This is a genomic window from Citrobacter sp. RHBSTW-00887 (genome assembly GCF_013728095.1).
GTDB classification, from domain to species: domain Bacteria; phylum Pseudomonadota; class Gammaproteobacteria; order Enterobacterales; family Enterobacteriaceae; genus Citrobacter; species Citrobacter braakii.
On the sequence record NZ_CP056267.1, the window covers coordinates 4,657,486 to 4,670,070 of the forward strand.

At 52.3% G+C, this 12,585-nt stretch carries 12 protein-coding genes; 1 reads left to right on the forward strand and 11 read right to left on the reverse strand.

Annotation, left to right across the window (positions count from 1 at the left end; translation table 11 throughout):
• Nucleotide 1 precedes the first annotated feature (1 nt).
• From HV314_RS22150 to mpl, 6 genes are all read right to left on the reverse strand, one after another.
• The gene (locus HV314_RS22150; protein ID WP_181546744.1) at nucleotides 2-691 is read right to left on the reverse strand and encodes a 6-phosphogluconolactonase; all 690 of its coding nucleotides are present in this window, start codon (nucleotides 689-691) and stop codon (nucleotides 2-4) included.
• Between the two features lie 16 nt (nucleotides 692-707).
• On the reverse strand, nucleotides 708-1,259 hold the full coding sequence (locus tag HV314_RS22155) for a hypothetical protein (protein WP_326928857.1): 552 nt from the start codon (nucleotides 1,257-1,259) through the stop codon (nucleotides 708-710).
• On the reverse strand, nucleotides 1,256-2,179 hold the full coding sequence (locus HV314_RS22160) for an IS5-like element IS903B family transposase (RefSeq protein WP_001118619.1): 924 nt from the start codon (nucleotides 2,177-2,179) through the stop codon (nucleotides 1,256-1,258). The genes HV314_RS22155 and HV314_RS22160 overlap by 4 nt, the downstream gene beginning before the upstream one ends.
• 62 nt (nucleotides 2,180-2,241) lie before the next feature.
• On the reverse strand, nucleotides 2,242-3,096 hold the full coding sequence (locus HV314_RS22165) for a family 4 glycosyl hydrolase (RefSeq protein WP_239006928.1): 855 nt from the start codon (nucleotides 3,094-3,096) through the stop codon (nucleotides 2,242-2,244).
• Entirely contained in the window at nucleotides 3,096-3,848 is a 753-nt protein-coding gene (locus HV314_RS22170) for a MurR/RpiR family transcriptional regulator (protein ID WP_016151461.1), read from the reverse strand. The genes HV314_RS22165 and HV314_RS22170 overlap by 1 nt, the downstream gene beginning before the upstream one ends.
• 288 nt (nucleotides 3,849-4,136) lie before the next feature.
• Nucleotides 4,137-5,513, reverse strand: a complete 1,377-nt coding sequence (gene mpl / locus HV314_RS22175; protein ID WP_016151460.1) for a UDP-N-acetylmuramate:L-alanyl-gamma-D-glutamyl-meso-diaminopimelate ligase — start codon at nucleotides 5,511-5,513, stop codon at nucleotides 4,137-4,139.
• A 175-nt stretch (nucleotides 5,514-5,688) separates the two neighbouring features.
• Between mpl and fbp the strand changes: the two genes are divergently transcribed.
• Nucleotides 5,689-6,687 carry a class 1 fructose-bisphosphatase gene (gene fbp, locus HV314_RS22180; protein WP_016155536.1) on the forward strand — a complete coding sequence of 333 codons (999 nt, stop codon included), beginning with the start codon at nucleotides 5,689-5,691 and terminating at the stop codon, nucleotides 6,685-6,687.
• Nucleotides 6,688-6,739: 52 nt separating this feature from the next.
• Here the strand turns inward: fbp and HV314_RS22185 are convergent, their stop codons facing one another.
• From HV314_RS22185 to ytfQ, 5 genes are all read right to left on the reverse strand, one after another.
• Nucleotides 6,740-7,852 (reverse strand): methyl-accepting chemotaxis protein, encoded by a 1,113-nt coding sequence (locus tag HV314_RS22185; protein ID WP_181546746.1) that lies wholly within the window; start codon nucleotides 7,850-7,852, stop codon nucleotides 6,740-6,742.
• Between the two features lie 103 nt (nucleotides 7,853-7,955).
• A complete protein-coding gene (yjfF, locus tag HV314_RS22190) occupies nucleotides 7,956-8,957 on the reverse strand; it encodes a galactofuranose ABC transporter, permease protein YjfF (protein ID WP_016151457.1) in 1,002 nt (333 codons plus the stop codon).
• Nucleotides 8,944-9,966, reverse strand: a complete 1,023-nt coding sequence (gene ytfT / locus HV314_RS22195; protein WP_149381767.1) for a galactofuranose ABC transporter, ATP-binding protein YtfT — start codon at nucleotides 9,964-9,966, stop codon at nucleotides 8,944-8,946. Before ytfT ends, yjfF begins: the two co-directional genes overlap by 14 nt.
• A gap of 13 nt (nucleotides 9,967-9,979) precedes the next feature.
• On the reverse strand, nucleotides 9,980-11,482 hold the full coding sequence (gene ytfR / locus HV314_RS22200) for a galactofuranose ABC transporter, ATP-binding protein YtfR (RefSeq protein WP_153646577.1): 1,503 nt from the start codon (nucleotides 11,480-11,482) through the stop codon (nucleotides 9,980-9,982).
• Between the two features lie 85 nt (nucleotides 11,483-11,567).
• Nucleotides 11,568-12,524, reverse strand: a complete 957-nt coding sequence (gene ytfQ, locus HV314_RS22205; RefSeq protein ID WP_016155532.1) for a galactofuranose ABC transporter substrate-binding protein YtfQ — start codon at nucleotides 12,522-12,524, stop codon at nucleotides 11,568-11,570.
• Nucleotides 12,525-12,585 lie beyond the last annotated feature (61 nt).

Sequence of the window (12,585 nt, forward strand, 5' to 3'; positions counted from 1 at the left end):
CTTACCCTATAAGGTTTTTTGTCACGTAATAATTAACCTGCGGGAACTGCTTGATATAGATGGCAGGAACCTGAGTGTGGTGCGCATCGCCGTTAACAATCTCCTGATAAATATCTTTTTTCGTATCGTGGTTGATGATGACAATCACCTTTCCAGCTTTGATGATTTTATTCAGCCCGACGGTAATACCCTCGGTGAGGGTGACATCTCCGGAGAAGTATTTATGGCTGGCGACGTTAATTGTTACGTCATCCAGTTGAGTTTGTAGATAATCCTCATCAAACGGCACGCCCGGCTCGTTTAAGCCGATATGCCCGTTCATTCCCACGCCCAGAATTATATAGTCAAACTCTTCACCGTTGAGCGCAGTTTGGTAATGGGCAATATTTTGTGCCGTAGAGGCAAACGGATTGAAATGGACTAACCGCACCGGATAGGCACATTTGTGCACAAAGTCCTGATTAATCATGTTCAGGCAGCTGCCATCTGATTCGCTGGGCACGTTGACCCACTCATCCAGCGCAAAGAAGGTAAGGCGTTCGGCAAACGGTGTCGCTGCCAGTGCTTCGTAAATCCAGTGAGGCGTGCTACCGGAGGGGATCAGCACGCGAGAATGTGGTTTGAGCGCGGATAGCTCACTAACGACCTGTTCAGCCAGCGCGGCATTGGTATCAAACGTTGTACATTTCATCCGTTTCTTCTCGCTATTAAAGTGATTCAATCTTTTTGGCGAATAAAGGAAGATACTTTTTATTGGCCAGCAGCATCTCTTTGACTAACGCCACACCCGAAGTGTCGCTTGAGCATAATGGGTTGAAAATAAAGCCAGAAATAAGCGCTTGATAATCGCCGGTGGCGGCGGCTTTGACGATCTGCGATTCATAGTCTTTCATCATGGAAACAATCCCTTTCGCAGGAGATGGGATCTCGCCAGTACATATCGGAATCGGGCCATTACGGGTAATCACACAGTTCACTTCAACTACCGCCTCTTCCGGTAAATTAGTGATAGCACCGCCGTTACGAACGTTGACGGTTTGAATGCTCTTATCGTCGAGGTAAATAGCGCGAATAACGTTCAGCGCGGCGGTGGAATAAAGCGCACCGCCGCGGGCTTCCAGCTCTTTAGGCTTATCCTGAAGCGTAACGTCGCTGTATTTTTTAAACAGTTCGGCTTCGATATTTTTGACGATCTCACCGGCTTTGTTGAATAAATCAGATTTCGGGTAAGTCTCCCCCGTAGCGGGTTGTGTTTTCAGGCAATACGCACGCTTTCAGGCATACCTGCTTTCGTCATTTTGTTCAGCGCTCGTACCAGGGCCATAGCCTCTGCAACCTGACCATCGTAGTCACGCAGTGTCAGTGAACCCCCGAACAGCTGTTTTACCCGGTACATCGCCGTTTCCGCTATCGAGCGACGGTTGTAATCTGTTGTCCATTTCCACCGCGCATTACTCCCGGTCATTCGCTGATTAGCCACTGCACGGTTACGGTCTGCATATTCACCGGGCCAGTAACCCGCACCTTTTCGGGGAGGGATAAGCGCGCTGATTTTCTTACGCCGCAGTTCATCGTGACATAGCCGGGTATCGTAAGCGCCATCGGCGGCGGCTGACCTGATTTTCCGGTGGGTTTGCCGGATTAACCCGGGGAAGGCCTCTGAGTCCGTAACGTTGTTCAGCGACAGGTCAGCGCAGATGATTTCATGTGTTTTACTGTCAACGGCGAGATGCAGCTTACGCCAGATACGGCGGCGTTCCTGGCCATGCTTTTTGACTTTCCACTCGCCTTCACCGAAGACCTTCAGCCCGGTGGAATCAATTACCAGGTGTGCGATTTCACCCCGGGTGGGCGTTTTGAAACTGACATTAACCGACTTTGCCCGCCTGCTGACACAGCTGTAATCCGGGCAGCGTAGCGGAACGTTCATCAGAGAAAAAATGGAATCAATAAAGCCCTGCGCAGCGCGCAGGGTCAGCCTGAATACGCGTTTAATGACCAGCACAGTCGTGATGGCAAGGTCAGAATAGCGCTGAGGTCTGCCTCGTGAAGAAGGTGTTGCTGACTCATACCAGGCCTGAATAGCTTCATCATCCAGCCAGAAAGTTATGGAGCCACGGTTGATGAGGGCTTTATTGTAGGTGGGCCAGTTGGTGATTTTGAACTTTTGCTTTGCCACGGAACGGTCTGCGTTGTCGGGAAGATACGTGATCTGATCCTTCAACTCAGCAAAAGTTCGATTTATTCAACAAAGCCGATCTCACCCCGTGATTGCTCGGCTGCTTCCTGCTCGGCCAGCATTTCAGTCGTCTTGAGGTAGTATTTTAAATAGGAAGAGGGGATCAGATTGGTGGCGGCCAGCAGCTCTTTATTAAACTGCTCATTGCTGATGTTTTTAAAGCTCAATGCATCGACGTCAGCGGCGTTGATTATCTCGATGGTTTCACGGGTACGGTCGACGCCGTTATGCAAAATTTTGGTAATAAAGTTCATATGGTTGGAGCCTTTGAACTCGACGTATAAATCCTCTACGTTGGCATTCAGCAGCCCGGCCACCTGATGGGTCATATTGACAGGACCATTGCACAGGCCGATAACCCGATTGTTGTGGCTGTATTTGAGTACCGCTTCTGTCACCATGGAAGCTGGATTGGTGAAGTTAATCAGCCAGGCGTTTGGACAAATCGCCTTCATTTCATTCGCTATTTCAATGATGACCGGAATGGTGCGCAGAGCTTTGAACATCCCGCCCGCGCCATTGGTTTCCTGGCCAATAAAACCGTATGACTTCGGCAGTTTTTCATCAACGATTCGGGCATCGATACCACCGACGCGCAGTTGAGTCACCACGAAGTCGGCACCCAGCAGCGCTGTTTTGCGGTCAAAAGTTTGGATGACATCAATTGGTAAATTTGCTTTGGCAAGCATTCTTTTGGTGAGATCGAAAATGATGTTCATTTTCTCTTTACCCATTTCAACGTCGACAAAAGCGATGTGAGAGATGGGAAGCTGGTGGTAGTTTTTAATTACCCCTTCAATCAGTTCTGGCGTATAGCTGCTACCCGCGCCAATCACCACGAGTTTTAGTTTTTTCATTAGTCTTCTACTTTTGAATTAAATTTCAACGACACTTTTCTGACATTGGATAAATGGAAAAGCATAATATCTACGATGGCTATCTGGATCGGATAGCTTATATTTTCGAAAGCAGTATCTTTAATAATGGCGTTTTTGTAGATCAAGACTGCATCGGCCTTAAGCGCCAGCGTAGAGTTTTCCCGGCTGGTAATCGCGGCCACCTTGATGCCGTTTTTTCTGGCATTAAAAATTATCTCTTCCAGCATTTCTGACTCACCGCTGTTGGAAACAATCAGCATACAATCGTTAGCGGTCAGAAAGCGGCTGCGGACATTACAGTTGGTGTAGTCTGTTTCATTGAGGATATTAAAGCCCAGCACCATCAGATTATAGCTAACATAGTTCGCCACGCTATCTGATGTACCGTATCCCCAGGTGATAATCGTATTGCAGTCGGACAAAAAATCACAAAAGACTTTGACTTTATTCTCAGACACTCTGGTTAAAGCATCCTGCATTTCTTGTATATATTCGCTAACAAACGCGTTATGGTGCTGCGAGTTTTGCGATCTGGAGAATACGTCCCGAATGTTGACCTTAAACTCCTGGAAATTATTAAAGCCTAATTTCTTTACCAACTTAGAAATAGATGGCGCGGTAGTATAAACGCGATCTGCCAGTTCATGAATTTTCATTTTATAAACATCAGCAGGATTCTCCTGACAGAATTTATAAACTCGCAGTTCATTATTGGTTAAATTTTTTCGCATGGAGCGCACCTTTTATTATGTGGCACTTACGCCACATTGGCTCTCGAGGGGATATTAGCAAGGGAAAAGCGGAAATAGATTTTATGATTTAGAAATTAATTTCTGCGATCTGAGTTATAAATTTCCATATGGAGGCTTCCCATTCCGTTGAGAAGTATGGCGTAACCAGAAGGCCGGATGGCAACGGAGATCGTGCTCCTGAGAAAGTGCCGGATAACGGTGTAAACACCTTATCCGGCCCACAACGGATCGTAAGCCCGGTAAGCGTAGCGCCACCGGGCATTTTTTTTACTCTTCTTCTGCCTGGGCTTTCTTCGCCAGGCCATCCAGCAGTTTTTGATGGATGCCACCAAACCCGCCGTTACTCATCACCAGGATGTGATCGCCAGGCTGTGCAGTTTTCACCACCATATCTGCCAGCGCATCCACATCGCCGCTCCAGTGCGCAGGCTGAACGCAGGCTTCAGCGACTTCTGCTACCTGCCACGGAATATGCGGGGGTTGCAGCAGGAACACTTCGTCCGCACGCCCTAGCGACGGCGCCAGGTCATCTTTGCACAGGCCCATTTTCATGGTGTTCGAGCGTGGTTCCAGCACCGCGATGATGCGCGCCGTGCCACCCACTTTACCGCGCAGCGCCGCAAGCGTTGCCAGAATGGCCGTTGGGTGATGGGCGAAATCGTCATACACCGTCACGCCATTGGCTTCGCCGCGCAGCTCAAGACGACGACGGGCGTTGATGAACGAGCCCAGCGCATTGGCTGCATCTGCAGGCACGACGCCAACATGGCGCGCGGCAGCAATCGCCATCAGACCGTTGTGCATGTTGTGCTCGCCTACCAGGCCCCACTTCACCACGCCAACATTTTCACCGTCCAGCCACACTTCCCATTCGGATGCATCAGTGGTCAGCTTTTTCGCCTGCCAGTGACCTTGTTCACCAACCAGCTCTTGTTCGCTCCAGCAGCCCATCGCCATCGTCTGTTTCAGATTGATGTCGTTTTCCGGGTAGATAATGCGTCCCTGGCCCGGCACGATACGCACCAGGTGGTGGAACTGTTTCTGGATCGCTTTCAGATCGTCAAAGATATCAGCGTGATCGAACTCAAGGTTGTTGAGGATCAGCGTACGCGGGCAGTAATGTACGAATTTAGAACGCTTATCGAAGAAGGCGCAATCGTACTCATCCGCTTCAATAACGAAGAAGTCGCTCTCACCCAGGCGCGCGGAAACCTCAAAGTTACCCGGTACTCCGCCGATCACAAAGCCAGGCTTATAGCCGCAGGCTTCGAGGATCCAGGTCGCCATTCCGGCGGTGGTGGTTTTGCCGTGCGTCCCCGCAACCGCCAGTACCCAACGATCGCGCAGTACAAAGTCATGCAGCCACTGCGGGCCGGACATGTACGGAATGTTCTTTTCCAGCACCGCTTCCACACACGGATTACCCCGGGTCATGGCATTGCCAATGATCACCAGGTCCGGCTGCGGATCGAGCTGGCTGGCATCGTAACCCTGAATCAGATCAATGCCTTGCTTCTCAAGTAAGGTACTCATCGGCGGATACACATTGGCGTCCGAACCGGTTACTTCATGACCGAGTGAGCGCGCCAGCATCGCCAGACCGCCCATAAAAGTGCCACAAATTCCCAAAATATGAATGCGCATACGTCACTATCCTTTTTTAATCTGGGGGCCATTTTACGCACATGTCCGGCAAGTGAGAAACGCATTTCAGGATATTCCGTAGTTTGCTGGCGCGATTCACCTAAGCGCGGCAATGGAAATATTTGTTAATATTGTTGCGGTCGCTTTACTCCACATAAATTGCAGGGAAAGTGTTATGAAAACGTTAGGTGAATTTATTGTCGAAAAGCAGCACGAGTTTTCTCATGCTACCGGTGAACTCACTGCTTTGTTGTCGGCAATAAAGCTGGGCGCCAAGATCATCCACCGCGATATCAACAAGGCCGGTCTGGTCGATATCCTGGGTGCCAGCGGTGCTGAGAACGTGCAGGGAGAGGTTCAGCAAAAACTCGATCTGTTCGCGAACGAAAAACTGAAAGCTGCACTGAAGGCGCGCGACATTGTGGCGGGCATTGCCTCGGAAGAAGAAGATGAAATCGTCGTCTTTGAAGGCTGTGAACACGCAAAATATGTTGTGCTGATGGATCCTCTGGATGGCTCATCCAACATCGATGTTAACGTCTCTGTCGGTACGATTTTCTCTATTTATCGCCGCGTAACCCCAGTCGGCACGCCGGTCACGGAAGAGGATTTCCTGCAACCAGGCAACAAGCAGGTTGCTGCGGGCTACGTTGTTTATGGTTCTTCCACCATGCTGGTGTATACCACCGGCTGTGGCGTACACGCCTTCACCTACGATCCTTCTCTGGGCGTATTCTGCCTCAGCCAGGAACGTATGCGCTTCCCGGCGAAAGGCAGCACGTACTCCATTAACGAAGGCAACTACATTAAATTCCCGAACGGCGTGAAGAAGTACATTAAATTCTGCCAGGAAGAAGATAAGTCAACTCAGCGCCCGTACACCTCGCGCTACATTGGCTCTCTGGTTGCGGATTTCCATCGTAATCTGCTCAAAGGCGGGATCTACCTGTACCCAAGCACCGCCAGCCACCCGCAAGGGAAGCTGCGTCTGCTGTACGAATGCAATCCGATGGCCTTCCTGGCCGAGCAGGCGGGCGGCAAAGCGAGCGATGGTAAAGAACGCATTCTGGATATCACCCCGGAAAGCCTGCACCAGCGTCGCTCCTTCTTCGTAGGTAACGACCATATGGTTGAAGATGTAGAACGCTTTATCCGCGAATTCCCGGACGCGTAATACGCTTTGCCGGATGAGACGTGTTAACGCCATCATCCGGCAAATTTATCCCCTACGCCGTTTGTACTTTAAACGCCGCCATTGCTTCGAGCAGCGCATGTGACTGCTCTTCCAGCGAGCGGGTAGCCGCTGAAGATTGCTGTACCAGCGCCGCATTTTGCTGCGCCGTTTCATCCATCTGAATCACCGCGATATTCACCTGCTCAATGCCGCGACTCTGTTCCTGCGACGCGCTGGCAATTTCACGCATCAGTTTGGTCATGCGCATCACTTCATTGGCAATCTCATCCATGGTTTCGCCCGCCTGCTGCGCCAGCTCGCTGCCTTCTCCCACGTGGGTGTGTGAATCGCTGATTAACGTGCGGATCTCTTTTGCCGCCTCGGCGCTGCGGCTGGCCAGATTACGCACTTCACCTGCAACGACCGCAAAGCCCCGCCCTTGCTCACCGGCACGCGCCGCTTCAACAGAAGCATTGAGCGCCAGGATATTGGTCTGGAAAGCAATACCGTCGATTACGCTGAGGATGTCGGCGATTCGGCTGGAACTGCCGGAAATATCGCGCATTTTCTCAATCACATAGCACACCATCTCACTGCCGCGATCGGCGGTATCCGACACCGATTTTGCCAACTGGTGTGCCTGTTCCGCGTTTTGCGCATTCTGTTTCACGGTCGCCGTGAGTTCTTCCATACTGGCGGCGGTCTGCTCCAGCGAAGTGGCTGTCGATTCAGTACGTTGCGCCAGATGCTGGTTCCCGGCCGTCAGCTCACGGCTACCAATATCAATTTGTAAACTGGCATCACGGACACGCTGTACCGAGTCGCCCAGCGCATGGCGCATTTTATCCATTGCCGCGTTCAGACGGTTGAATTCGGCGCTGGCCGACAGCGAGGTAACCGGCGACAAATCCCCCGTCGCCAGGCGTTCCAGTTGCTCAACCATATTATCCAGCGGCTTGATAAACTTATTTCGCAACATGAACCAAATCACCGCCAGCAACGCGAGGGCAGCCAACATCGAGGCACTCATAATACCGTGGTAAATCAACGAAGTAATGATACGGGTAGAGGCATACAGCCCCATACCGCCGGTCAGCAACAGAAGGAACGTCAGCAGAGACAATAACACCAACAAACTTGATCGAATTGAAAGGGATTTTGGCATCGTTATATTTCCGGTTGTAGGGTTAAAACAGACCTGTACAGAACCTATCGACTACAACCGGAAAAAGTTTAGGTATTTAAATGTTTATTGAAAAATCAGGATGTTACTTTGGTGTTGCCGCCGTCCCCACTCTGGTTACTGGCGAGCTTTGACGATTTTCCCAAAGTACCGTCAGGCCGCGCTGTAAGGCAATAAAAATAAACAATAAAATGCCAATCGCGATCTTCGTCCACCAGGAACTTAATGTGCCATCAAAATTAATGTAGGTCTGGATCAACCCCTGAATGGCGACACCAAACAACGTTCCTAACACCGTACCGACCCCGCCGCTCAACAGGGTTCCGCCAATCACGACTGAGGCAATCGCATCCAGCTCAACGCCGACGCCCGCCAGCGCATAACCCGCCTGGGTGTAAATTGAAAAGACAATGCCAGCAAGCGTCGCAAGCCCGGTCGACAGCATATAGATACGGATGGTCGTGCTGCGGGTTGAGATCCCCATCAGGTTGGCAGAGGTGGCGTTGCCGCCAATCGCGTAAACCTGATTACCAAAGCGCGTACGGTGCGCCAGGAATATGCCAATGACGACTACCGCCAGCATCAGCAATCCCATTGCACTCAGGCGACCGCCGCCGGGAATTTTCCATGCCAGGCTTGAGAGCATGTCATAAACCGGATGGTTAATTGGGATCGACTCTTCAGACACCAGATAGCTGACGCCGCGCAGGAAGAACATTCCCGCCAGGGTAATAATGAATGCCGGGATCTTCAGCGCATCAATCAGTAACCCCATAAACGCGCCAAACGCACAGCCCATCAGCAGAATCAGGGGAAACGCCAACAGCGGAGATATACCCCAGTAGCCAATGGCCTTCGCCAGAAATACGCCGGTAAACGCGATCACCGAGCCAACGGACAGGTCGATCCCGCCAGAGAGAATCACGAAGGTCATGCCCACGGCGATGATGCCCAGAAAAGCGTTATCGGTCAGGATATTGCAGATAACTCTGGTTGAAGCAAAAGCCGGAAACTGTGTCAGGCAGTAGAGGTAACCCAGCACAAACACGCCGAGGGTGATCATCAGCGGTAAATTACGTTTTATCATGACCACGCACTCCTTTTATCAGGCTGATAAAGCGTTGTGATTGCACGACCAGCACACACAACACCACCACGGCTTTGACCACTTGATTTAGTTCTGGCGGGAAGCCCGACAGTAAAATCCCGGTGTTCATGCCCTGAATAATCAATGCCCCGATCACCGACAGCAGCAGATTAAAGCGCCCGCCCATCAGCGAGCCGCCGCCGATGACTACCGCCAGGATGGCATCCAGTTCCAGCCACAATCCGGCGTTATTGGCATCTGCCCCGCGGATATCCGCCGTGACGATAATGCCGGCGATAGCCGCACACAGACCGCTCAGCACATAGGTGAGCATCACGATAATGCGCGTGTTCACCCCGGCGTTTTTTGCCGCACGAATGTTGATGCCTACCGCTTCAATAAACATCCCCAGCGCCGTTTTACGCGTCAGTAGCCAGAACACCACCAGCGTTAGCAGGGCAATGATCACTGGCGTGGGGAACAGTAAGAGCGAGCCGCTGCCAAACCACGACAGTTCGGGCGAGTTGAAGGTGACGATCTGCCCGGAGGTGATAAGCTGCGCCACTCCGCGTCCGGCCACCATCAGGATTAGCGTGGCAACGAACGGTTGGATTTTTAGGATTGCCACCAGAATGCCGTTCCATAACCCTGCCAGAATGCCGGAGCCTAAGGCGGCAAGCAGCACCACTGGCAGACTGTGCCCGGCTACCGTCATCGCCGCGGTGGTGGCACCGGCAATGGCCATGACGGCGCCTACGGAAAGGTCGATGCCGCCGGTGGCAATCACCAGCGTCATGCCAATCGCTAACAGCGCCACGGGGGCGGCACGGTTGAGAATATCAATCGGGCTACCGAACAGCCGACCATCTTGCAAAATCACCTGATAAAAGTGCGGCGCGACCAGGCTATCCACCAGCAGTACCAGCAGTAGCGCCACCAGTTGTGGCATGCCCTTTGGCCAGCGGAATCGCCGTTGCGGCGGAGTGGATTGAGGGAGAGATTGAGGCATCACCATAGTCTCCTTAGGCCGCAATGGCGTTCATGATCGCCGGCACGGACAGTTCAGCCAGCGGGATCTCAGCCACCTGTTTGCGATCGCGCATAATAATGACCCGATCGGCATAGCCCACTAACTCTTCCAGTTCGGATGAAATCACCAGCAGCGCCAGACCATCCGCGCACAGCGTTTCGATCAGGCGGATGATCTCGGCATGCGCGCCGACGTCGATCCCACGCGTAGGTTCATCGAGGATCAGGAACTGCGGTTTGGTCAGTAACCAGCGCGAGAGCAATACTTTTTGCTGATTGCCGCCGGAGAGGAATTCGATCGGCTGTTCAGCGTTGGGGGTGCGAATTCCGAGCTGGCGGATAAAACGCTCGGCAATCTCATTTTGTTCTTTCCGCGGAATAGGCCGCAGCCAGCCACGCTGCGCCTGTAATGCCAGAATGATGTTTTCCCGCACCGAGGCGGCGGCGATAATACCATCCGTTTTGCGATCTTCCGGACAGAAGCCGATCCCCAGACACGAAGCCTGATGCGGCGATCGCAAGGTCTGCGCTTTGCCTTTGATCAGCGCACTGCCGCTGTCGGCGGGTTTAATACCGAAGATCACCTCCGCCGTTTCCGTTCGCCCGGATCCCAGCAGTCCAGCGAGACCGACGATCTCACCAGGGCGCACCTGTAGATCAAACGGCGCGATGGTGCCTTTCTTGCCAAAGTCGCTAAAGGCCGCCACTGGTTTATCACTCAGCAACGTACGGCCCGCACGCTGTAGCGCATGGGTATCCAGTTCGCGACCCAGCATCATTTTGACCAGTTCGATCTGTGGCAGTTCGCAGGTTTCACGGCAGCCAACGAAGCCGCCGTTACGCAGGACGGTAATGCGATCGCTGACCTGATAGACCTGATCGAGGAAGTGGGTAACGAAGATCAGACTGACGCCCCGATCGCGCAGATGCCGCATCAGGCCGAACAGCATTTCTACCTCCTGGGTATCAAGACTGGCGGTGGGCTCATCGAGGATCAGCACTTTCGCGGAGAGATCGATCGCCCGACAGATGGCGACGATCTGCTGCATCGCCACGGAAAAGCGGTTCAGCGGCTCGCGCACGTCGAGGGAAAAACCGTATGACGCCATCAACTCCGTCGCGCGTTTTTCCATCTGCTTGCGCAGCAGCAGGCCAAAACGCCGCGGTTCACGGCCAATAAACAAGTTATCCGCTACCGACATATTGGGCAGCAGGTTCACTTCCTGATACACGGTACCGATCCCCAACTGCTGGGCATGGGCAGTATTTTTGGGGGAGATAGGCTGGCCTTCGAGCCAGATCGTGCCGCGATCGGCATGGTAAACACCGGTCAGCGCTTTGATTAGCGTCGATTTACCGGCTCCGTTTTCTCCCAGCAGCGCCATAATCTCACCGCGACGCAAGCTGAAATCCACGTTATCCAGCGCTTTGACGCCGGGAAAGAATTTGCTTAATCCTTCGGTGCGGAGGATTTCCTGATGGGGGTCGGTGGTCATGGCATTCCTCCGGTACGAAATCACGGCCTTTTCGTAGGCCTGATAAGCGCAACGCCATCAGGCCTACGGAAGACCGGCAGCAAAACTAGTAGCCCATGTTTTTCTTCTTCTCTAACTCTTCTTTCGCCGTATCCGGCAGATAGAGGATCGACTTGGTAATGGTCAGCTTTTCAGGCATCGTGCCGTCTTTTTTGAATTTCTCCAGCGCGTCGAATGCCGGGCCTGCCATATTCGGCGTCAGCTCGACGCTGGCGTTGGCTTCACCGTCAATCATTGCTTTGTAGATATCCGGTACGCCGTCGATGGAACCGGTCAGAATATCTTTGCCGGGTTTCAGGCCCGCTTCTTTAATCGCCTGGATTGCCCCGATCACCATGTCATCGTTATGGGCGTAAACCATGCAGATGTTCTTGCCATTGTTTTCCGCTTTGATAAAGCTCTCCATCACTTCTTTCCCTTTACTGCGGGTGAAGTCGCCGGACTGTGAGCGGATAATCTTAATGTTTGGTGCGCTGGCGATGGCTTCAGCAAACCCTTTTTTACGATCGATGGCCACGCTGGCCCCGACGGTCCCTTGCAGCTCAACGACGTTACACGGCTTGCCGTTCACTTGTTTAATCAACCAGTCGCCGATCAATTTACCTTCCAGCACGTTGTCGGCAGTGACCGTGGTCATATAGAGAGATTTGTCTTTTACATCGATGGAACGATCGAGCAAAAAGACCGGAATGTCGGCATCTTTAGCTTCTTTTAAAACCGGTTCCCAACCCGTTGCCACGACCGGCGCAATAAAGATGGCGTCAACGCCCTGCGCAACAAATGAGCGAACTGCTTTAATCTGGTTTTCCTGCTTTTGCTGGCCGTCAGCGATTTTCAGCGTAATACCACGCTTTTCAGCCTCGCTTTTCGCAACGTTGGTTTCTGCGGCGCGCCAGCCGGATTCAGAGCCAACTTGCGAAAATCCTACGGTTAAAGGGGCTGCCATTGCCATAGACGACATGGCTGCCGAAACTGCTGTGACTAAAAGTAAGCGCTTCCACATAAGTGCGTCCTCGTAGGGTGATTATTGTTGGTTAATAAACCGTCGCGAAAAAACTATAGAC